Raw genomic sequence first — 21,121 nt, 5'->3', positions numbered from 1 at the left:
TAAAGCCGTGAGCTCTATACAGTCTAAAGGTAAGACATCACCATTCTTGAAGCTGTTGCATTTCCCGTAAACGATCACGCTGCAACACTAAGGCGTCGAAAAGATCATCGACTGAGGTGTTGTTAATATCTAAATTCGGCAGAGCCAAATTGGCCTCTGCAAAAAACCGTTGCTTTTGTCGATTCGCTGCATCGCCAGTATCAAGCCAAGCACTACGCCACCAGTGCTTTATTAAACCTTCTTGTGCTTCTAGGCGCTGTACACTTGGCAAGCGGTCGCGCTTTTCGTTGTTGGCTTGAGCTGATGCGGGAAGCAAATTCCACAGGTCATTATTGGGCCATCGCGCAAAGGGCATGCAATGATCAATGTCATACTCACGTTGCAGCTTACGGGTTGTCCAGACACAAGATAAGCTCTCACCTGCATGGCGCAGTTGGTCAAAGCGCTGGCGTACCTCGGTTGTCGTTCTTTTCGGCTCTAACCAACTCAATGCTTCCATAAAAATATGACGCTTAGTGGGGCACTGGTACTGATCGTTGCCCTGATAGGATTGCATGGTTTTAGCCCATTCATTGACTAAAACAGGCTCAATCCAGCAGGCATAGCGATTAAGCGCTGTCCAGGTGTGCTCAGGCAAAGAGAACTCGCCCCATTTGCATAACGTTTGAAAATCAAGAAATAGTAACTCAGTAGCTCGCACTACCGAACTGCTGAGTTCAAACACGCATTGCTGCGTATTAGGGAAAGTAATGTAACGACAAGGCATATCACGAATGTTACTCACCGCATGCGACAACGTGCGACACACAGATTTAGCCTCTTCTCCTTTAAAGCCATTCCCGACTTTCAGATCTGAGGCGGTGAGGTGGCCTAATTTGTGCCAACCATTTTCCTTCATAAAACCCATATTAGGGCTTTTATTGGGCGTTTGATAAAGGCCATAGTGATCAATTAAGGTTTTATATTGATGGCACCAATAAAGAGCGACTAAGCCAGCTGGTAATATCACGCGATTATCCTCGCGCCGTATCACCGCACCGGGATGACCATCAGCAATACGCAGTAGCACTCGCATCAAGGCAAGCTTATGTGTCGCTGACTTACCATCATTTAACGCCACATGGCGGATCAGCGGAAATGCACCGGAACCATCATCTGGTAAACGAAAAACCAGCGTTTGCCAGCTTACTTGTTCACGTTTTAGCTTATCGCCCTCACGTTTAGTACATAGAGTGCAACTAAGGCCCAAATTGCGAGCCATCGCTTTAAGCGAGTCAGCGCAAACTTGATACATAGCTCGCTCGTTACGCTCATGCTCACCTTGACCATAACGCAGGGAAATAACAATTTGTCCACCTGGTTTAAGTAAGTTGGTCAGTTTACGCAACGAGCGCTCGCGCTGAGACTCCGGAATGTGCATCCAAACGGCGCTAAGTAAAATAAGATCAAAGCTGACTTCTAATCTTGTCACAGCGTGAAGTGCTGGTAATGAGTCCGTGAGCCAGGCCACAGGTAAGCCTTGCGTATGCTGTTCACCGAGCTGAGCTAATAGTTCCGCTGGCTCCACAGCATAGACTTGAGTTTGGTTACCTTATTCAGCAAAATAGCGCGCGTCACGACCTGCTCCGGCACCAATATCGAGGACCCGAGCGCGAGCCTTGTTCAGCACCGGTACAATATATGGCATACACTGCTCATGTACCTGCTCAAAGTCAGTACTTAGATACTGTTCTGCTAAGCGCTCGGCATGGATGTTGTAAAAGTCGCTATTCACAAAAAGCTTTGTTATTTATAAAGTTAGTTAAAAACTATCATATAACGAACAAAAAGTAATGGAGTGCTTTGCACATAAAAAACGCCTCACTGAGGCGTTTTTAAAAGTTAATGTCTCCGGCTGATAATCTCGACTATTTCTAGGCTGTTCTCTAATAGTCGGAACACATCGCCGTGCATATCCACAATTACGTGGCCATGGCGGTCGCGTCGCAGGACCTTGCCGTGACGGTATACGTCATAATCAATATGTCGGCCTATACGCCAGTAGTCATCTTCGTATCTATGGCTGTAATGATCACAGTGATGATGGCGCTCAAAGCGCTCTTTGTGTTTATGCTTATGTTTTTTGCCGTGGTGCATTTTCTTCGCATGGCCTGGGGGCGTGAAGTGTTCAGGCTTAGCCATTGCCTCACTCATAGGAATGACGTAGTTAAGCATAAAGCTGTCAGTCGCATAGCAACCTCCTTAATTGGTCTGTTGACCATTTCGCAACAACTTTACAGTGAATGTGCGCCAATGAACCCAAGCTAAACGTATTGAGGGCAAAAATATTGCGGTTTTCTCATTTTTTATTCTAGTAACGCACTAAAAATAAATAGCTTTTAATAATTAGCCTATACTTTTGTATGAGCTATCAAAATAAATACACTCTAAAGTATCGGTACCTAAATAGGTCATTAATTTGGCTGAGGAAGGAGGCGCTTTGCAGACACAGTCGCACACATCACTGCTTATTTTCGACTCGCAAGGAGTTTGCAGCGCTGCGCACCCCGCTCAGCTTGAGCGCTATGTAGGTCTGCATTTTGATGATTTTTCATTTTTTAACAAACAAGATGTGTGTGTGTTCACCACGTTTTGCAAGCAAGCCCCTTACATTACCCTGCAAGTTGAACTTGAACAGCGTACTTTTATTGCTACCGCGCAGTGGTGTCAGGGCAACCAGAGTAGTTTAGTGGTCTCATTAAGCGAACATTTTGAGGGTTACCGACAGCGCTCCAGTGCTGAGCGTTTGGAGGCCTTAATCGAGGGCACTCAAGCCGGTACGTGGGAGTGGAATATGCAAACCGGCGAGGTTGTGTTGAATGAGCGCTGGGCCAATATTATTGGCTATACGTTGGATGAGCTCTCACCCATTTCAATTGATACTTGGCTGCTCTACGCCCACCCTGAGGACTTACACGCATCGGATGCTGCCTTTGACCGCCATTTCAGCGGTGAAGACCCAGTTTATCAATGTGATGTGCGCATGAAGCACAAGCAGGGTCATTGGGTTTGGGTTCGAGATTGCGGCAAAGTGGTGACCCGCACCGCAGATGACAAGCCCGAGTGGATCTCTGGCACCCATATCGATATAACCCAACGCGTGCATGACTTGGAGCAGCTCACACAAGTAAGAAACGAGCTTAAAACCATTATCGACAGTGTCCCTGCCGCTATTTATAAAGCCCCCTTTGATGAGCCTTGTTGTTTTTGTTTTATTTCTTCGCAGATAAGCCACATTACCGGTTATAACCGCATAAAGTTCGTACAAAGCCCAAACTGGTGGCGCGAACATATTCACCCTGAGGATTTAGATGCACAGGACACACAAACCCGCCACTGGCGCAAAGAAGGGGCACAAGGGGTGTTTAAGTCCGACTTTCGGTTTCGCCACAAAGACGGCCACTACATTTGGCTTACAGAGTACAGCCAACGCATGCAAACCACGGCGAATAATGGCCAAGGTTACTTAGTAGGCTCGCTCACCGATAAAAGCGAAAGTGTCAGCCTCTCGAATCGACTGGATGCGTTTGCACAAGTGCTTCCGGGAATGATTTATCAATTTGCGCTAACGGCTGAGCGCTCTTGGCACTTCCCTTACATAAGCGAGGGATGTACGCGCATCTTTGAAGTCGCACCCGAAGCAGTGCAACAGGACCCCGCCTCGTTGCTTACCAAAATCGCCCACGACGATCGTCAGCGGGTGGTACGTTCTATTTTAAATTCCGCGCAAAGCCTGGATGACTGGGAGTGCGAGTTTAAAGTGGAACTTGAAGACAATGAAGAAAAATGGTTATTTGCCCATGCTATTCCCAAGCGCCAGCTCGATGGCACAGTGTTATGGTCTGGCATGGTGATTGATATTACCGATCGTAAAAGCTTGGAGCTCATCTTACTGCGCGAGTCAACAACCGACCCACTCACCGGACTGTATAATCGCCGTCATTTCAATGAACAATTGCAGCAGCAACTAGCTCGCGCAGAGCGAGATGGTACCCATGTATCGCTAATGATCATCGACTTTGATTTATTCAAACAGATTAATGACCAATATGGCCATCATGCCGGTGACATAGTACTCAAAGAAGCCACCATGCAGATCAGCGCCATTTTACGTAAGTACGATATTTTTGCTCGCATTGGCGGTGAAGAATTCAGTGTTATTTTACCCAATACATCCTTGGCGCAAGCACGCCATGTGGCAGAAAAAGTACGCCGCCAGGTGGAGCATTGCCACATTCAAGCGCACGAACACAGCATTTTGGTGACCACCACGATAGGTGTTGCCTCTACTGAGCAAACCACCGCCCACCCCGGCGCACTTTTAAAACAAGCAGACAATTGTTTATACCAGGGCAAGCATCAGGGTCGTAATTGCGTAGTGAGCGACTAGGCGTTGGCCTACGTATCAGCACCATAGACAACACTTAAATCTTAATGCACCCTGTGCTTTTAATTGCAGTTATCAACGAATATGAGCCTACGCCAACCTTACTCTGTGCTCGTGGTTATCTACACCCTCGAGGGCGAATTTCTGTTACTACAACGCGCTGATGACCCTGACTTTTGGCAATCGGTTACCGGCGGTATTGATGAGGGTGAGATCCCGTGTGCTACCGCAGCTCGCGAAGTGTTCGAAGAAACCGGCATTGATATTAGCCAACAGCAACTCAGGCTGGTGGATGAACAGCGCTGCCACCGTTATGCTATCCGCGAGCAATGGCGCTATCGCTATCAACCGGGGGCAACGGTGAATACCGAGTATGTATTCTCATTGTGCTTGCCCAAGCGTTATCCAATCCAACTGGCCGCCGACGAGCATCTTAGCTACCTGTGGCTTGATGCCAATCAAGCCAGCGCCAAAGCCTGGTCTGACAGTAACGCGCAAGAAATCCGTACACTCGCGTCGAAGCTTGCACATAACAGCCGTTAAACACGAATATTTGTTCCGCCTTTAGCTGCTGTGGTAATCTTTGCTTCCTAACATGGAAGTGTGAACGCTATGGATACTGCACAGATACTTATCAACCTCTTACTCTTCGTTTTTTTGCCGCTGTGGGGCATTGCCGGCTTCATTGACTGGTGTTGTCACCGCGCAACCGATATCGAACACACCTCTGGGTTAAAAGAGTCATTAATGCACTCGGTCATGGGCATCCAAGTGGGTATCCCTATCCTAATGTGTTTGCTATATCGCGTAAATGTCTTGGTGCTGCTGATATGCTTTGCCGCTTGGCTGCTGCACGAGGTGGTGGCCCATTGGGATGTCTCATACGCGACGGGTAAGCGCCACATCAGTATATGGGAGATGCATGCACACAGTTACCTGGCGACCTTGCCGCTTTATATGTTGGCGCTCATCGCTGTGGTTAATTGGCCGGTGGTGGTCGATTTAGTCACCCTCAATTGGCAAGGCCAAATGCAGCTTACCCCGATGGAATACCCTCATGGTGGCTCTTGGTTCTTACCCGCTTACTTAACCTTTATGGCGGTGCTGTGTGTGTTCCCTTATTTAGAAGAAAATATTCGCTGCTTGCGCAGCAGTTTGAAAGGACTTTAACGTGAGCGTTTATATCACCAGCACGGGTTACCACTTGCCGGGCCCGGCCATTAATAATGAGCAAATTGAGCCGCTTCTGGGTTATGTGCACGGCAAAGCAAGCCGTCTAAAAAAGCGCATTTTGCAATCTAATGGTATTAAAACACGCCATTACGCCATTGATAGCGATCACAACACCACTATTTCTAACGCCGAAATGGCCGCTAAAGCGGGTGCCGACTGCCTTGCGCAAAGCTATCTTGATAAACATCAGCTTGGCTTATTGTGCGCTGCCACCAGCCAAGGTGACTTGGTGCTACCCGGGTTTGCCTCTATGGTGCAAGCCGAGCTGGCAATCAGTGATGTAGAAATCCACTCCAGCCACGGCATTTGCTCGAGCAGCTTAATGGCATTAAAGAATGCCTATTTACAACTGTTGGCTGGCGAGCACGAATCGGCCATGGTGGTCGCCAGTGAACTCACCTCGCGGCTGTTCAAAGCCAGCCGTTATGAAGCGGCAGACGCGCAGCTAGATTTTAACGCCGAGTTTTTACGCTGGATGCTCTCCGATGGCGCGGGCGCCCTCATGCTCGAGCGCCAACCTCGTGGCACCTGCTTTAAAATAGAGTGGATCCGCAGTTTTTCGCACGCCGATGCCTATCCTGTGTGTATGTCGGTGGGTACGGCGGATAAAAGCACTAAGCCATGGCAGGATTACCCGAGCTACCGCGATGCCGAGGCCGCAGGGGCTATCTTATTACGCCAAGATGTGCGCTTACTCGATAACATCGTCAAACTGGGCGTGGATGGCTTTTTACGGCTATTAGACCAAGGCCGTGTCCAGGTCGACGAGATAGACCATTTGCTGTGTCACTACTCATCCGACTATTTTCGCCAGCCCATCTTCGACATGCTTAAGCGCGCTGGCTGTCATATTCCCGAGCATAAGTGGTACACCAACTTGTATGAACGCGGCAACACCGGCTGCGCCTCTATTTTTATTATGCTCGATGAGTTTCGTCGCACTCAGCAGTATAGCGTAGGCGATACCATTATCTGTATGGTGCCGGAAAGCGGTCGCTTTAATAACGCCTACATGAAATTAACCGTGGTACAGGAGTAAATATGGAACACTATGTATTAAGTGAGCACGGCCAACAGTGCCTGCAAGGGCTAATGCGCATTTGGTTCGACTTTGAGCGCCAACTTGGACGCGTCGACATTATTGCGCGCCTACAGCGTGGTCAGTTTACAGTGCACGACTACCAAAAATTACTCCTTAATCTGCGCCAGCAGGTGGTTGAGGGAGCCCGTTGGATCACCCGCACCGCTTCAAGCTTTGATAGAGACTATGCCGATGTGCGCGCCGTGGTCATTGGTCATGCCCAAGAGGAGCACCGCGACTACGAGGTGTTAGAGCAAGATTACCTTGCCACCGGCGGCCAACTTGACGATATTCTCAGCGCCCCTCGAAACGCCGGTAGTGAAGCCTTGCATGCGTTTTTAATGTATCGCGGCTCGCAGCCCAACCCGGTGGATATGATAGGCGCGATGTGGATCATTGAAGGCCTAGGCCACAAGATGGCCAGCGATTGGGCAAAGCAAATAGAGCAATGTGTCGCGTTAGAGGGTGAATACACTCGCTTTATGCGCTACCACGGCGATAACGACGATGCCCACTTAGAAAAGCTTTATCAATTAATCGACCGGGTGTGTCAAAACGAGTCTCAAGTGCAAGCTATTTTACGCACCGCCAAGGTTGTCGCCCGCCTTTATGCCCTGCAATTGGAGGAAGTCGATGGCTAATAATAGCGCCAATAAAAACGACTCAGCGCTGCTGCAAGCGCTGGCCGTTGATAATTCCATCCCCATTGAGCAAGCGGCTGTGGATTTATGGCTTAAAGACTTAAACAATCCGCTACGCTGGTTAGTGCGCCCGCTTTTTCAAGGGCTATTCGCTATTTTGCTGCATTTGGTGTGGTTATTTAAACGCTTACCGCTGCCCCAATTTAGTGCCCATGGACTACTACAAAAGTTGATTTGCTGGTTTTGTCGTCACTTTGTGAGTGTGGAGGCTAATTTGTTGATTTTGCGCCACTACGCCACCGAGTCTAACATCTTGAATTTTATTATCGCCAATAGTGATAAAGCCGGTGTTGAGCCAGTGCCGCTGTACCCAAAAACCATTGATGATATGCGCCATGCCAGCTTTGTTGAACATGATCAGTGCTTGTTTAAAGCCTTTGCTCAGCTCGGCCATTGGCAACCGTTATCAAAGCCTAAAGCTGAGCTTGATTGGCGCCATTGGCAAGCGGTTAATATGGATGATTTTCAGGTGGAAAAGCGTTGGAGCCAGTTTTTAGACTTTGAAAGTGCTCATGCACTGTTTATGTGCCTGTTTTGTTTACTACTCAAACGCGACGAATACCGCGACGCCATTAATGGCTTTAACCTAGACCAATCTATGGCTATTCGCATTGGCCAAATGATTGGCGAACCTAATCTCACCGAAATGGCTTACAACAAACACCCACTGTATTTAGTTGGGCCATGGAACCTCAGCCAGCGCTTTTTAATGCATGGCTTTTTTACCGAGTATATGTACGCACGCTTGGAACAGCTGCGCGACTCATCTTGCTAATATCAACAAGGATTTACATAATAAACATGAAACATTCGCTTCTTTGTAGTGCTATTGCACTGTCTCTTTTTGGCTGCGGTGGCAGCTCTTCTGATTCAGAAAATACTCCTTCACAGCCACAAAACACAGCCCCATCGCTCAGTGGTGTTGCCAACAACACGGTTAAAGCTTTGCAAAGCACCACGGTCACGCTAGAGATGAGCGACAACGAAAGTGATGCGCTCACCTTGACCATTGAGGACAAACCACAATGGGTCACTGTGGACCTTAGCGAGAATACCGCCACGTTAACGTTGGCACCGGATTTTTTTGATATTGGCAGTCACGAATTAGCACTGAACGTTTCCGACGGTGAGCTTAGCCAAGCCTATTCTTTAACCGTTGAAGTAGATGACAACCCCGAGCAATGGCGTGATGACATCAGTCTGAGTCGCGCTGAACTGCGTGGTGCTTGGTCAAACAGCGCTAATGATTTTAATATTGTATTTAATGGTTATGATGCCGGCGCGCTAATTATTGATGACACTATGAAGCAGTTTGACTATGAGTTAAACAATAGTGCGACCGCTGTGAACTTAGCTGTTGATCCCGCTTTGTGTGGCCCATATTGCAAGCGTGAGCAACAAGCTGCAACGCTGCGCGCCGTCGCTGAGTCTGACTCGCAACTGCGTATCCATGTCGAGGGGCTAGAGCAAAACTACACTGTTAATATGGCCAAACGCTCTGCTCCTACAATCGAAGATGCCTACTTTACAACAGCAATAGACCCTAGACTCACATTTTTAGGGCAGTTCACCGCTAACGCTGAAACTCGTTTAGAAGCGAAAGTTTCGTTACCTGATCGCTCTTTTTATTACGCTAGCCTAGTTGGAAAACTCGATGGTGAGCACTTCACTGTGAATGAAACCGAGATTAGTTTTTCTAGAGACTTTGAAAACGCCAGTGCGCCTCGTTGGGAAGAAGTGACGATAGGTCGCAACATCGATTACATCGAGCCACTTTACGTTGATGATAACTTTGTCGTGTATGATGCACTGCACAGTGGCGAAGTATTATCTTCATTAAATGGCTACGAAGTAGATGACTTTATTGGCTTAGCCCCTTTATTAGCTGATTATGCTTCTTTAAGCGTCACCTATCGCCTGCACAAAGTAGCCCCACCCTCTTTAGAATTCGGACAAAAATATATTGGTCGATTAGCATCAGTTCACGATGATCTTGCCAGTGAAACACAATTTAGAGGAGTGGTTGAGGTCATCTTTGATTCTGCCAGCGAGCTAACCTTTCCTTTAACTGTTCCACACACTGAAGGGTCGTTGGAACTAAAGTTTCCTTACCAGATAAAAACAGACCACATGCTTTTAGGTAACCCAAGCAATGAATATAAGGTAGGTTTCTTCCAACACAAAGATGACGATATTTTTGTGTCGCCAGATACAAGCTATGTATATACAACAAAAAGATCTATGGGTCTGTTTATGAAGGCCGAAGAGCAGCCGCCGCTTTCAGTGCAAAGCTTTGCCGGTTTGTATGAGCACCTAGATTGGGTAAATGAAAATGACGATATCTATTACTCAGTTTTTCACGACAATGGCACATTGGGTTTCAATTTACGTGCCGATGGCCCTCTCGATGAAGTTGAATTGAGTGAGGAGACATCACACTTTTGGGGAGTTTACGATAATCGCGTCGTTTTTATAAAGTATGATAATTGTCCTCAAGCGACTGACTTTACTACATGTTTTGGCATCGTAAAAAATGCCTTAAACAATAATGAAGTAACTTTTATACAAAGTTTTGCACCTCTGGCAACAGAGGGTGAGAGTATCATTTTTAATTATTCATCATACTATGGTGGCTGGGCGAATAGTGAATTTGACTCAGTTTCCAATACCGCTGTAACTTCACTTCGACAACTAAAAAAGCATTAACTTTTTAACGCCGAGGCAAGCGCCTCGGCTATGCTTTTCCGTTATTCAGGGTTGTTGATTTTGACGATCATTTTGCCAAAGTTACGCCCTGCCAAAACATCATTGAGGCCTTCAGGTGCATTTTCTAGCCCTTCAATTAGGTGCTCCCTATACTTAATTTTTCCCTCTTGCACCCATTTTTGCATGTCGGTGGCAAACTCTTCATAGCGATGAGCGTAATCATCAAAAATAATAAATCCTCTCACGGTCATACGTTTAGTAAGGATTTTCCCCATCAGCAATGATAAGCGATCAGGCCCCGGCGGTAATTCGGTGGCATTGTATTGGGAAACAAGGCCACACACCGGAATACGCGCACCGGTATTTAATAACGGCAATACGGCGTCAAACACTTTGCCACCGACATTTTCGTAATACACATCAATACCGCTGTCGCAAACCTTGGCTAATTGCTCAGCAAAGTCATCGGCTTTGTGGTCGATGCAGGCGTCAAAGCCGAGTTCATCTTTAACATAACTGCATTTTTGCGCGCCACCGGCGATACCAATGACCTTTGCCCCTTTTAGCTTGGCGATTTGCCCGACATTAGCACCTACCGCGCCACTGGCCGCAGCAACCACAACGGTTTCCCCCGCTTGTGGCTTGCCAATATCAAGTAGCCCCATGTAAGCGGTAAATCCTGGCATGCCCAAAACACCTAAAGCATAAGACGGGTTTTGTGGCTGGGAGCCTAGGTTAATAACGCCTTCACCATTGCTGATGGCGTAATCTTGCCAGCCATTCATCGATAGTACCCAGTCCCCTGCTTTAAATCCTTCAATGTGAGATTCAACAACCTGGGAGACCGTACCACCGACCATCACCTCATCGATAGCCACAGGATCGGCATAAGACTCGGCGTCGCTCATGCGCCCGCGCATATAGGGATCAAGAGATAAATAAATCGTGCGCAGCAGCATTTCCCCTTGCTTCGCTTTCGGGGCGTCCACCTCTTGCAGGCGGAAGTTATCTGCGACGGGCTCACCTTCAGGGCGAGAGTTCAATACGATCTGGCGGTTTGATAATGACATAGTCACTCCTTTTTGAATAGCCGTTCAAATTTAAATTGGGACACACCGATGAATTTCAATAGCCGAGCGTCGATTTATTTTTAAGGTGCGAAGATATCAATACAGCGCAAAGCGTTATAATATAACATTTGAAATTTAAGGGAGGACCTATGAAAGATAAATTAGCTATTTTTTTCAGTGCTTTTTGCCTAGTCCATTGCATTGTATTGCCCGCAGGCTTTTTGATATCGACATCTATTTTAGGGCAGTTTTTGTTCTCAGAGCGCATTCATCAAGGACTATTCCTCGTTATTGCAGCCTTAGCGCTGTGGGCTCTTCCTCAAGGTCTGCGTCAGCATCATCAACCACTGCCGTTACTGCTCGCGTTGATTGGCTTGTCGCTGCTTGGCACAGCGTTATTTGTGCCAAGCTTAGAGGTGATTTTCTCCGTTGTCGGCAGTTTATTGCTGATGACTGCGCATCTACGCAATTTTTGGTTGTTAAAAAAAGCTAAGCCACTGTGTGTTTAAATTTGGCCAATTAAAGGTTGAAGACTCGAAAGTAAGTGTTACTTTCGTTACGCTTAACTTCTCGTTATCGCTAAGTCTGTTTGCTGTATGGCCTTGAATCCGCATTTACCTTTGGTTTATCACCCCAATTACTCGTTTAGCTTTGACCCCAATCATCGCTTTGTGATGAGCAAGTTTGCGCGCCTGTACCATCATGTAAAAGGCCTAGGCCTGGTCGGTGATAACCTTGAGCAACCGCCGCTCGGAACCCCGGATGATCTCAGCTTAATTCACTGCGATAACTATGTGCATGACCTATGGCATAACCGCTTAGATGCCAAAGCGATGCGCCGTATTGGCCTACCCTGGTCACACAGCTTAATGGCGCGTACCTTCACCGCGCCTTTGGGGACACTGAAAACAGCCCGCCTTGCCCTTACTCATGGGGTGGCTTGCCATTTGGCAGGGGGCACTCACCATGCTCATTATGACTTTGGCTCTGGCTATTGCATGGTTAATGATTTAGCGTTCACGGCACAAACACTAATTAATAGTGGCGAGGTGACCAATGTGTTGGTTTTTGACCTTGATGTACACCAAGGCGATGGCACCGCCGCGCTGCTGCAACATCAACCCTATGCTTTTACCTGCTCCATTCACTGTGAAAAGAACTTCCCGTTTCGCAAATGCCCCAGTGATTTGGACATCGGTCTTGCCAATCACATAAGCGATGACGAATACCTCGGCGTGGTCGATGACACCCTAGTGCACTTGCTCGACAGCCTGAACCCCGACTTAGTGTTGTATGACGCGGGCGTTGATATCTGGCAGCAAGACGGCCTAGGTAAGCTGGATGTCAGCTGGCAGGGGATCGCACAACGAGATCGTTTAGTGCTCAAACGCTGTGCACAGCACAATACCCCAGTGGCTACGGTGATTGGCGGCGGCTACGATAAAGACCATGAACGCCTAGCGGCACGCCATGCTATTGTTGTTGAGCAGGCGGCACAACTATAAGAAAAAAGGCCCTTACGGGCCTTTGGTTAACTTTGGGAAAATGCTGCTAAAAGGTGCTAATTAAGCACCAGCAACTGTGGATTGGCAGCGTGATAGTCCACAGCCATGGTGATGCTCAACACGGTGATATTAACAATGGAAAAGGCAAACACTTGGCGTGCCCAGCCATGCATATCAATATCGCGGCGATAGCCACGTAGGGCCATCAGCAACCACCAAAAACTAGTCGTGCATGCCACCGCCATAAAGGCGAGCCCGGTGTAGCCACCGAGCGGCAATAGCATGACCACCAAGGCATACAAAGCAATGTAGAAAACAATATGCCGCTGCGCCCGGGCTAAGCCCTTTGCCACCGGGAGCACCGGAATATTGGCGTCGCGGTAATCCTGATAACGGAAAATCGCAATGGCATAGGAGTGCGGCATTTGCCATAGGCAAAACATCAGCAGCAAAATGGCTGCCCCAGCATCAAATTGGCCACTGACGGCGCCATACCCCACCACCGGAGGCACCGCCCCAGAGAGGCTGCCAACCAGGGTGCCGTACACGGAGTGACGTTTCATATACAAGCTGTATACGCCCACATAGATGATGTAGCCAAAGGCAGCAAAGCCCACCGCCAAGGTATTGGTGTAGTAGATTAATGCGCCAAAACCACATACCGCCAATACCAAGGCGTGGAGCAGTGCCGCCGACGCCGATATTTCGCCGGTGACGGTGACGCGGCCTTGGGTGCGCGCCATTTTGGCATCAATGTCACGGTCAATAACATTGTTTACAACGCACCCCGATGCCACCACCAACGAGAGCCCCGTGAGCGTAGCTAGCATCAGTGGCCAGTCTATCTCGCCGCGTGCGGCCAGTAAGAAGCCCCCCGCCACAGAGATAAGGTTGCCGATGATGATCCCCGGTTTAGTCACCGAAAAATAACGACGAAACATAAGCACGACCTCGCCGTTAGTACATCATCATGGCGTTGGACTCATAAATGATCCACACCGATAAGCCAACCACCATAACGATGATAAGGGCACTAAAAATAAAGGAGATACTATTCGCTTTGCCTTCTTCACTAACAAAGTTAAGGTGCAAAAAGTATTTTAAATGCACGCAAATTTGCACTATGGCTGCCACCACCACAGTGGCCAAGGTACTGGTTGTGGATAGCACCCCACTGCTCACCGCCCAAAACGGTGCGCCGGTAAGTAATACCGAGAGTACAAAACCAATGACATAATCCTTAGCGTGATTAACTAGACCTTGCTCTGCGACTGCCTCGAGCTTATCCATCGCGTGAGTTTCACTGTGACTCATGACATCACCCCCATTAGATACACCACGGTAAATACACAAATCCAGACAATATCCAAAAAGTGCCAAAATAAGCTTAAACAGCTTAATCGCGTCACCGTTTGCCCCTTAAGCCCCCGGCGTAGCACCTCAATCATCATCACGCTCATCCAAATCAACCCTGCACTCACATGCAGGCCATGCAGCCCCACTAAAGAGAAAAACGAAGTTAAAAACGCACTTTGTTGTGGGCCATTGCCAGCGGCAATTAAGTGATGAAACTCATACACTTCCATAGCGATGAACACCGCCCCTAGGGCAAAAGTAACCGCCAACCAGCTCAATGTAGCGGCCTGTTTTTGCGCCTTGGCGGTTATCATAGCAAAACCAAAGGTAATACTGCTGAGCAACAAGGCCGCCGTTTCTAGGGCAACAAAGTCAAGCTCAAAGATATCTTTGCCGGAAACCCCGCCGGCGGTGTTCATGTACAGCACCGCATAGGTGGCAAAAAATGACGCGAATAACAGGCAATCGGTCATCAGGTATAACCAAAAACCAAACACGGTATTGCTTGATGTATCGTGGTGCGCACAATCGGGGTGATGCGCCTCACCTAAGGTGTGAATAGCGGTTGATGTAGTGGCACTCATGAGCGACCCTCCGCAGTTGCATGGTGGATATGGGCTGACTCGATGGCTTCAATTTCGGCCACCGGCACATAGTAATCAACGTCATTGCTGTAACAACGCTTAATAAACACGGTTATGGCGGCGCCAAGGCCGGCAATGGCAAGCCACCAAATATGCCAAATCATGGCGAAGCAAAATGCCGTAAGCGCGGCGCTCATAAGCACGCCAGCTGAGGTGTTTTTCGGCATGTGGATGGGCGCATAATGTTGTCCTTGCTGGTAAGCCTGACCTTGCTCTTTGGTGTCGGTCCAAGCATCAATATCACGTACCACCGGGGTGTTCGCGAAGTTGTAGTACTGGGGCGGTGATGCCGTAGACCACTCTAAGGTATGGCCATTCCAAGGGTCGCCAGTGGTATCTTGCAATTGCGCTCGGTTCTTATAACTCACCACTAGTTGGATCACCTGAAATAGGATGCCAAACATAATGATCACTGCACCGACAAAGGCAATGTACAGCCAGATGTTCCAATCTGGGTTGTTGGTGTGGTTTAGGCGTCGTGTCATACCTAAAAAGCCCAGTACATACAGCGGCATGAAGGCAACAAAGAAGCCCACCAGCCAACACCAGAATGACGCCTTACCCCAACGTTCATCCAGCTTGTAGCCCATGGCTTTAGGGAACCAATAAGCAAAGCCGGCAAGGTAGCCAAAAACCGCGCCACCAATAATGGTGTTGTGAAAGTGCGCAATCAGAAACAAGCTGTTATGAAGCACGTAGTCTGCGCCGGGAATGGCCAACAACACGCCGGTCATACCGCCCACGGTAAAGGTGATCATAAAGCCAATGGTCCATAGCACCGGCACGGTGATGCGCAGACGCCCTCGGTACATGGTAAATAGCCAGTTAAACAGCTTCACCCCAGTAGGCACCGCAATGACCATGGTCATCACCCCGAAGAAGGCATTTACGTTGGCACTGGAGCCCATAGTGAAAAAGTGATGCAGCCAGACGATAAAGCCCAAAATGGAAATTGCACCACTGGCATAAACCATGGACTTGTAGCCAAACAAACGCTTGCCAGTGAAAGTCGAGATCACTTCAGAAAAAATGCCAAACGCTGGCAAAATCAGAATATAAACCTCAGGGTGACCCCATGCCCAAAATAAGTTGATATACATCATGGCATTACCACCTGCTTCATTGGTGAAGAAGTGGAAATCCATGTATCTATCTAGAGTAAGCATGGCTAGCACCGCTGTTAAGATGGGGAACGATGCGGCAATAAGAATATTCGCCCAGGTGCATGCCCAAGTAAAAATAGGCATTTTCATCAAACTCATGCCCGGCGCACGCATTTTAAATACCGTCACCAAGAAGTTTACCGCCGTTAGCAAAGTACCCAAGCCTGATATCTGCAACGCCCAAATATAATAATCGACTCCCACACCGGGGCTAAAGGATAACTCTGATAGCGGCGGATAGGCGACCCACCCAGTCTTCGCAAATTCGCCAAGCCCCAGGGATAAATTAATCAGTATTGCGCCGCCCGCCGTAAGCCAGAAGCTCAGGTTGTTTAAAAATGGGAAGGCCACATCGCGGGCACCGATTTGCAGTGGCACTACAATGTTCATCAACCCAATCATAAACGGCATCGCCATAAAGATAATCATGATCACGCCGTGTGCGGTAAAGATTTGGTCGTAGTGCTCAGGGGGTAAGTACCCGGCCGCTCCGCCGGTAGCCATGGCCAGCTGAGTACGCATCATAATAGCGTCAGCAAAACCACGGAATAACATGATCAGGGCAAGGGTTATGTACATCATGCCCAATCGTTTATGGTCAATGGAGGTGATCCAATCTCGCCATAGCACGCCCCATTTTTGATATTTTGTCATCGCCGCTGCAAGCAGCAACCCCAGTACAGCCACAACCGACAAAGTCACCATAATAATGGGCTCGTGGTATGGAATGGCCTCAATTGATAGTTTTCCAAATAGATTCATTTTCACTCCTCGACGCGATGTTGGTTATGCGCCGCATGCTCGGGCTTGGCGTAGTAATTCATTTCACCGTGACCTTGCATGTACTTCATCACAATGCTGTGAAACAGCCCCTGCTCCACCTCGCTGTAATAGCTCACCGGATGATATTCACTGGGTTGGGTTAACGCCTCGTAGCTGTGTTGGTCTAACTTAGTCCCTTTGGCTTTGACATTGGCAACCCAGGTATCAAAGTCGGCCTGTGTGGGGGTGGCAATGGCATTAAACTTCATACCGCTAAACCCGGCGCCACTGTAGTTAGCTGAAAAGCCTTTGAATGTACCAGGCTCGTTGGCAATCAGGTGTAGCTGGGTTTCCATGCCCGCCATGGAGTAAATTTGGCTCCCCAGCTGGGGAATAAAAAAGGAGTTCATGGTACTTTGCGAGGTGATTTTATATTCCACCGGCACATTGGCTGGAAACACCAGCTCATTGACCGTGGCAATACCCTGCTCAGGGTAGATAAATAGCCACTTCCAATTTAGCGACACCACCTGCACGGTTAAGTGCTTCCCTTTACCGGCCAGCGGCTTGTATGGGTCAAGTGCTTGTGTAGAGCGCCAAGTGATCACCCCAAGCACAATGATAATAACGATGGGAATGGTCCACACCGCCGCTTCTATTTTGCTAGAGTGCGCCCATTTCGGGGCATAGATCTCATGGTCGCGACCATCGCGATATTTCCAGGCAAAATACAAAGTCATGATGATCACCGGGATCACCACAACCAACATCAGAACGGTGGCAATAATAATGAGATTTTTCTCATCAATGCCAATTTGCCCCTTGGGGTCCAGCACTCCGCCACTACAGCCACTGAGCACCAACACCATAAGAGCGAAAGCGAATGAAAAGAGTTTTCGAGTTAACAAAACATTACCCTACAACCTAAAGGTTAAACCTCGCCACAAAGTGGCCTGAGCTACTTCAAGCGCATAAATACAGCGCTTAAAGAGCGAAATTCGCGGTTAAGGGAGCATTTTAAAGATGCAAAAATGCTGCTTTGCCAAAGGTTCTCTGCAGCCGCAGCATGGGCGACTGAGTCAGCGTATAGCTTGACCTTCACTAATGTAGAGTGTGCAGAGATAGATTAGCATTGCTGCCCGAGGCACCGCGAATAACACTGCGGTGGGTTGACTGTGGTCAGTGACAAAAATTAAGCAGACGCACTGAGGTCGCTACCAAGGACACGCATTTCCTGAGTGGTAGCAACTAAAAACAATCAACCGGCAAATGATGGAGGAGCGCGGCACCCATGCGCGCCTTGAGGATTCTGGCAACGGGTGGGGGCGACAAAGTCAAACGCCGCTTTACGCAGCGAAATGGCTGCGCGCCTAGGCGCAAAAAAGTGAAACAATAACCAACATAAACCAATTAACAACTGGGCGCTAAGCACCGGCTGGGCAAAAAACTGCATCGCCGCCACCAACCAAGGCTCTTGGCTTAAACCTTCGCCCATTAGCGCTTCAAGCTCAATGGCATCTCCAAGGGAGCCGCTGAGCAACAACGCCGTATTAAGCGCAAAGAGTACACAAGCAAGCACAATACCACGACCAAAGCACGCGCCCAACACCAGCGGTTGCGTTAGCAAGGTTGAATTGTTCGTGTTAACTGAAAGCACTGTGTACATCCACTTCGGGTTTAATTGCGAAATATTGGTTAGGAACTTTCACTACTTACTGAAAGTTCGCGCCGAGTATAACAAAGGCATGCTAGGTTGCAACTAACAAATCACCTAAGTCCGCGCATTAAAGCAAGGTGCTAGTTCTCTGGCCGCGAGATAGACGCGATTGTTATTTTTTTAAAATAAAAGTGATCGCTCTATTTATAAAGTTCCGTAAAAGCGTGCGAAGGGTTTGCAATTGCAACCACCTTTTGTTCCTCTCTAATTGGATTCAAACAGGGGGTGTGCATAGGAATTGGCCCCCCTTCACCATAGCGTAGAATAAGCGCCCTGACTGGGCGCTTTCTTTTTATTGTGCTTTTTTTTAGGCATCATATCGGGTAATATTGTCGCCAGTTAAAAACAATTTATGTGTGCTATGGAAAGCTCTAGTCTTGTCAAGGATTACAACCCAGTAACGCCTGCGGCATTTGCTCGCGGTTACATTGTGTATTGCAGTTTTGGTCACCCTCATTTGGTGTGTCGCCCTGAACATATCCCCGATGATCCTATGCTTCCCCATCCCATCTATGCATTTCGGTCCGGGCGTGTATTCGCCGAGCAGTTTTTGCATGATCTCGACCCATGGCGCAATAGTCAGTTTATTATTAGCACCTTGTTCGACTATTTACATATCACCAGCTTCGGCTCAGGCTATAAGCCAGTCACTTCACAGCTTAACGAGGTGGCCGAAGCTTTGGTGGATGAACGCTTAGTGATATTCGAATTGTGGGATATTGCCGAGCACCCTAATGTGGTTAAACAACAGCTGCAAAAATCAGATAAAACACGCAGTAGCGATGCCGCTGGCTCAAGCGCACCAAAGCGCAGCAGCGGCGCCGATTTGGCAAGCCCAAAGAAAAAGGCACCTGCCCCCAGCTCCACAAGCTCAGCCCCAGTGGTCACCGGCGCAGGCAAAAAAGCGGATACCAGCAAAGCGAGCGAACCGCAAGCAAGTGAAGCAAGCGCGAAAAAAGCGCCAGCACCGAAAAAGGCCCCACCGCAAAGCATGGAAGAGTGTGTGCAGCGCTTGGCGGATGCGCGTAAACGTCTAGAAGAGACCGGCGAATATCAACCTAAATATTCACAGAGTGAATTAGAAGCCTTAGCCGCAAAGGGCGTTGTAAAAGAGCGCTTTATTGTCACCTTACAAGAAAAGAAAGGACCTAACGATAAGCTTGGTTTTGAACGTGAGTCGGGGCGTACAACCACTTGGACCACTACCTTTGACCAAATGGAAAATGCTGATACAGACCCTAAACTGCTGAACGATTTAAATGGTATGAATTGGAAAGAGGATGCCGAGTGGGAAGTTATTATCGTAGACCAAGAAAAGTACTTGGAAAACGAAGACTCTTATACCTTTGTACCAACCTATGATCGGATGAAGGACGTGGGTGTTAAGGAATTTAGCAATAAAAACTTATCGGAAAAAAATGAACACTCCCCAGAGAAGTTAAAAGAGGTCATGACTCCAGAGTACTCTAAAGAGTACAGCAAAATTATGGACGACTTTGAAAAAGCAAAGCTAAACCAATACGATAAAGAGCACGTTAAAGCTTTTTCAAATAACTACTTTAAAGATAAAAATGAAAAAGAGAAATTCCTTTGCCGCCACGAGTACACCTGTGAAATTGGCACAAACAAGTGGTTCTCCGGCGATGGTCTAACAAAGACTAATGGCAACTCTGGATATGTTCCAGCAAATCAACATGGTACGCTAGAGAGCATTACACTAGAGCGCTCCCCTAAAACAATCGCCGAACTAGAAGACCCTAGCTTAGGTGCTATTATTCGCGTTCCTGCGAAGCCGATAAAAGGGTAATAAATATATGCTGGATATTAATAACCTTCCTTCTGAATATCGTTTAGTTAAAACCTTTCCTAATTATTTTGGCCCTCAAAAATTAATGTATATAATTGAAGGGAAAGATTCTCTTATTTTTTTTAATGAGAGTAAGTTGAACGAGGCACAGCAAGCTTTTTTGAAAAAAAGTGTTATTCAAAGCACCTTTAGCCTCCCATTAAGTTCACTCGATTGGGTGGTAGACGTCATAGAAAATGGCTTTATGAAACTACCGAGCGAGGGTGGATTATCTGCTGACACACGTCATGTTAAGAATAGTTTTGATAGGCAAGAATTAAAAGTGCGCTTCTCACCGAATTGCATGGCAGAAGGTGAAAAGGGAATTACGTTGATAAATCTCTCAATACCTGATGATGTATCAAACTACACAGAGCTACAACTGCCTTACGTGTCACTAATAGAGCAGGGTATTCTTGCTGAACTCAAGCGTATAGCCCAAAACTATAAAAACGCTTGAACGCTCTAATATAGATAGAAATAGCGAAAAGCGACTGAAGCGCTCATAAGAGGGTTTATGACTATACCAGCAGAAAGACTACAGTACATTGCAGACCTATTCTTACGCTGTGAGAGAGCAGAACAAAACCCTTGGACAGAATTAGCCTTTGTTTTCGAGTTTAATGAAGGTCATATGGCCAACTCTGGTTTCTTATATAACGGAGAAGCAGTACGCCCTGCCTCTGCCGAAATAGAAGACGATCCTTTGTTGTTAGACGACACTCTGCTCGAATTCCGTGAGGAAGTTTATGAGCAATGCGACTGGCGTTTTATAAAGTTATTGTTCCAAATGGAAAGCGAAACTGGGCGCTTTAAAATCGATTTTGAGTTTGAAGATAAAAGCCGCTGGGAAATCCACCCAGGTAATATGATGGAGATGCGAGAAGAGCTGCGCCCTCATTTCGATTAAT

20 protein-coding genes and 1 pseudogene are annotated in these 21,121 nt (G+C 47.7%); 12 read left to right on the top strand and 9 right to left on the bottom strand.

Annotated features, from left to right (window positions below; all coding sequences use genetic code 11):
- Positions 1-37: 37 nt before the first annotated feature.
- Positions 38-1,774: pseudogene (locus MHM93_RS15875) on the bottom strand (class I SAM-dependent methyltransferase).
- 107 nt (positions 1,775-1,881) lie between these two features.
- Positions 1,882-2,181 (bottom strand): hypothetical protein, encoded by a 300-nt coding sequence (locus tag MHM93_RS15870; RefSeq protein ID WP_239449763.1) that lies wholly within the window; start codon positions 2,179-2,181, stop codon positions 1,882-1,884.
- A 298-nt stretch (positions 2,182-2,479) separates the two neighbouring features.
- Here MHM93_RS15870 and MHM93_RS15865 point away from each other — a divergent pair, with 298 nt between their 5' ends.
- The 7 genes from MHM93_RS15865 (at position 2,480) to MHM93_RS15835 (ending at position 10,147) form a co-directional block, all read left to right on the top strand.
- Positions 2,480-4,429: a sensor domain-containing diguanylate cyclase gene (locus tag MHM93_RS15865; protein ID WP_239449761.1), complete on the top strand. Its 1,950-nt coding sequence runs from the start codon at positions 2,480-2,482 to the stop codon at positions 4,427-4,429.
- 81 nt (positions 4,430-4,510) lie between these two features.
- Positions 4,511-4,969, top strand: a complete 459-nt coding sequence (nudB, locus tag MHM93_RS15860; RefSeq protein ID WP_138587592.1) for a dihydroneopterin triphosphate diphosphatase — start codon at positions 4,511-4,513, stop codon at positions 4,967-4,969.
- 69 nt (positions 4,970-5,038) lie between these two features.
- Complete coding sequence (locus tag MHM93_RS15855) at positions 5,039-5,596, top strand: hypothetical protein (RefSeq protein ID WP_022946431.1); 558 nt, start codon at positions 5,039-5,041, stop codon at positions 5,594-5,596.
- A 1-nt stretch (position 5,597) separates the two neighbouring features.
- Entirely contained in the window at positions 5,598-6,698 is a 1,101-nt protein-coding gene (locus tag MHM93_RS15850; RefSeq protein WP_239449760.1) for a beta-ketoacyl-ACP synthase III, read from the top strand.
- A gap of 2 nt (positions 6,699-6,700) precedes the next feature.
- The gene (locus MHM93_RS15845; protein ID WP_239449759.1) at positions 6,701-7,381 is read left to right on the top strand and encodes an iron-containing redox enzyme family protein; all 681 of its coding nucleotides are present in this window, start codon (positions 6,701-6,703) and stop codon (positions 7,379-7,381) included.
- Entirely contained in the window at positions 7,374-8,216 is an 843-nt protein-coding gene (locus MHM93_RS15840; protein WP_239449758.1) for a hypothetical protein, read from the top strand. The genes MHM93_RS15845 and MHM93_RS15840 overlap by 8 nt, the downstream gene beginning before the upstream one ends.
- A 26-nt stretch (positions 8,217-8,242) precedes the next feature.
- Positions 8,243-10,147: a hypothetical protein gene (locus tag MHM93_RS15835; RefSeq protein ID WP_239449756.1), complete on the top strand. Its 1,905-nt coding sequence runs from the start codon at positions 8,243-8,245 to the stop codon at positions 10,145-10,147.
- A gap of 41 nt (positions 10,148-10,188) precedes the next feature.
- Here the strand turns inward: MHM93_RS15835 and MHM93_RS15830 are convergent, their stop codons facing one another.
- The gene (locus tag MHM93_RS15830) at positions 10,189-11,217 is read right to left on the bottom strand and encodes an NADP-dependent oxidoreductase (protein WP_239449754.1); all 1,029 of its coding nucleotides are present in this window, start codon (positions 11,215-11,217) and stop codon (positions 10,189-10,191) included.
- A gap of 149 nt (positions 11,218-11,366) precedes the next feature.
- Here MHM93_RS15830 and MHM93_RS15825 point away from each other — a divergent pair, with 149 nt between their 5' ends.
- A complete protein-coding gene (locus MHM93_RS15825; RefSeq protein ID WP_138590165.1) occupies positions 11,367-11,726 on the top strand; it encodes a MerC domain-containing protein in 360 nt (119 codons plus the stop codon).
- 87 nt (positions 11,727-11,813) lie between these two features.
- Entirely contained in the window at positions 11,814-12,722 is a 909-nt protein-coding gene (locus MHM93_RS15820) for a histone deacetylase (RefSeq protein WP_239449753.1), read from the top strand.
- Positions 12,723-12,778: 56 nt separating this feature from the next.
- On the opposite strand, the gene cyoE is transcribed toward MHM93_RS15820, so the two are convergent.
- The 6 genes from cyoE to MHM93_RS15790 form a co-directional block, all read right to left on the bottom strand.
- Entirely contained in the window at positions 12,779-13,663 is an 885-nt protein-coding gene (cyoE, locus tag MHM93_RS15815; protein WP_239449751.1) for a heme o synthase, read from the bottom strand.
- Positions 13,664-13,679: 16 nt separating this feature from the next.
- Positions 13,680-14,036: a cytochrome o ubiquinol oxidase subunit IV gene (gene cyoD / locus MHM93_RS15810; protein ID WP_239449750.1), complete on the bottom strand. Its 357-nt coding sequence runs from the start codon at positions 14,034-14,036 to the stop codon at positions 13,680-13,682.
- Positions 14,033-14,662 (bottom strand): cytochrome o ubiquinol oxidase subunit III, encoded by a 630-nt coding sequence (gene cyoC / locus MHM93_RS15805; RefSeq protein ID WP_053909576.1) that lies wholly within the window; start codon positions 14,660-14,662, stop codon positions 14,033-14,035. The genes cyoD and cyoC overlap by 4 nt, the downstream gene beginning before the upstream one ends.
- A complete protein-coding gene (gene cyoB, locus MHM93_RS15800; protein ID WP_239449748.1) occupies positions 14,659-16,647 on the bottom strand; it encodes a cytochrome o ubiquinol oxidase subunit I in 1,989 nt (662 codons plus the stop codon). Before cyoB ends, cyoC begins: the two co-directional genes overlap by 4 nt.
- 2 nt (positions 16,648-16,649) lie before the next feature.
- Positions 16,650-17,516, bottom strand: coding sequence for a ubiquinol oxidase subunit II (cyoA, locus tag MHM93_RS15795; protein ID WP_239449839.1), 867 nt, complete (start codon positions 17,514-17,516; stop codon positions 16,650-16,652).
- Between the two features lie 389 nt (positions 17,517-17,905).
- Complete coding sequence (locus MHM93_RS15790; RefSeq protein WP_239449747.1) at positions 17,906-18,304, bottom strand: hypothetical protein; 399 nt, start codon at positions 18,302-18,304, stop codon at positions 17,906-17,908.
- Positions 18,305-18,725: 421 nt separating this feature from the next.
- On the opposite strand from MHM93_RS15790, the gene MHM93_RS15785 reads away from it, so the two are divergent.
- Genes MHM93_RS15785 through MHM93_RS15775 form a run of 3 tightly spaced genes read left to right on the top strand, consistent with a single transcriptional unit; the run spans position 18,726 to position 21,120 of the window.
- Entirely contained in the window at positions 18,726-20,171 is a 1,446-nt protein-coding gene (locus tag MHM93_RS15785) for a hypothetical protein (RefSeq protein ID WP_239449746.1), read from the top strand.
- A 7-nt stretch (positions 20,172-20,178) separates the two neighbouring features.
- Positions 20,179-20,670, top strand: a complete 492-nt coding sequence (locus tag MHM93_RS15780; RefSeq protein WP_239449745.1) for a hypothetical protein — start codon at positions 20,179-20,181, stop codon at positions 20,668-20,670.
- Between the two features lie 57 nt (positions 20,671-20,727).
- Complete coding sequence (locus tag MHM93_RS15775) at positions 20,728-21,120, top strand: hypothetical protein (RefSeq protein WP_239449744.1); 393 nt, start codon at positions 20,728-20,730, stop codon at positions 21,118-21,120.
- Position 21,121 lies beyond the last annotated feature (1 nt).

Source organism: Pseudoalteromonas sp. MM17-2, from assembly GCF_022347945.1.
Taxonomy (GTDB): domain Bacteria; phylum Pseudomonadota; class Gammaproteobacteria; order Enterobacterales; family Alteromonadaceae; genus Pseudoalteromonas; species Pseudoalteromonas ruthenica.
Note: the sequence above shows the minus strand (reverse complement) of the source record. Positions and strands in the feature narration are given on the sequence as shown.

What these genes read in the sequence shown, in the direction of transcription:
- cyoC (WP_053909576.1), bottom strand. Translation starts at nt 14,662, where the DNA reads ATGAGTGCCACTACATCAACCGCTATTCACACCTTAGGTGAGGCGCAT.
- MHM93_RS15870 (WP_239449763.1), bottom strand. Translation starts at nt 2,181, where the DNA reads ATGGCTAAGCCTGAACACTTCACGCCCCCAGGCCATGCGAAGAAAATG.
- nudB (WP_138587592.1), top strand. Translation starts at nt 4,511, where the DNA reads ATGAGCCTACGCCAACCTTACTCTGTGCTCGTGGTTATCTACACCCTC.
- cyoD (WP_239449750.1), bottom strand. Translation starts at nt 14,036, where the DNA reads ATGAGTCACAGTGAAACTCACGCGATGGATAAGCTCGAGGCAGTCGCA.
- MHM93_RS15830 (WP_239449754.1), bottom strand. Translation starts at nt 11,217, where the DNA reads ATGTCATTATCAAACCGCCAGATCGTATTGAACTCTCGCCCTGAAGGT.
- MHM93_RS15835 (WP_239449756.1), top strand. Translation starts at nt 8,243, where the DNA reads ATGAAACATTCGCTTCTTTGTAGTGCTATTGCACTGTCTCTTTTTGGC.
- MHM93_RS15775 (WP_239449744.1), top strand. Translation starts at nt 20,728, where the DNA reads ATGACTATACCAGCAGAAAGACTACAGTACATTGCAGACCTATTCTTA.
- MHM93_RS15820 (WP_239449753.1), top strand. Translation starts at nt 11,814, where the DNA reads ATGGCCTTGAATCCGCATTTACCTTTGGTTTATCACCCCAATTACTCG.
- MHM93_RS15855 (WP_022946431.1), top strand. Translation starts at nt 5,039, where the DNA reads ATGGATACTGCACAGATACTTATCAACCTCTTACTCTTCGTTTTTTTG.
- MHM93_RS15780 (WP_239449745.1), top strand. Translation starts at nt 20,179, where the DNA reads ATGCTGGATATTAATAACCTTCCTTCTGAATATCGTTTAGTTAAAACC.
- MHM93_RS15840 (WP_239449758.1), top strand. Translation starts at nt 7,374, where the DNA reads ATGGCTAATAATAGCGCCAATAAAAACGACTCAGCGCTGCTGCAAGCG.
- cyoA (WP_239449839.1), bottom strand. Translation starts at nt 17,516, where the DNA reads ATGGTGTTGGTGCTCAGTGGCTGTAGTGGCGGAGTGCTGGACCCCAAG.
- cyoE (WP_239449751.1), bottom strand. Translation starts at nt 13,663, where the DNA reads ATGTTTCGTCGTTATTTTTCGGTGACTAAACCGGGGATCATCATCGGC.
- MHM93_RS15825 (WP_138590165.1), top strand. Translation starts at nt 11,367, where the DNA reads ATGAAAGATAAATTAGCTATTTTTTTCAGTGCTTTTTGCCTAGTCCAT.
- cyoB (WP_239449748.1), bottom strand. Translation starts at nt 16,647, where the DNA reads ATGAATCTATTTGGAAAACTATCAATTGAGGCCATTCCATACCACGAG.
- MHM93_RS15785 (WP_239449746.1), top strand. Translation starts at nt 18,726, where the DNA reads ATGGAAAGCTCTAGTCTTGTCAAGGATTACAACCCAGTAACGCCTGCG.
- MHM93_RS15845 (WP_239449759.1), top strand. Translation starts at nt 6,701, where the DNA reads ATGGAACACTATGTATTAAGTGAGCACGGCCAACAGTGCCTGCAAGGG.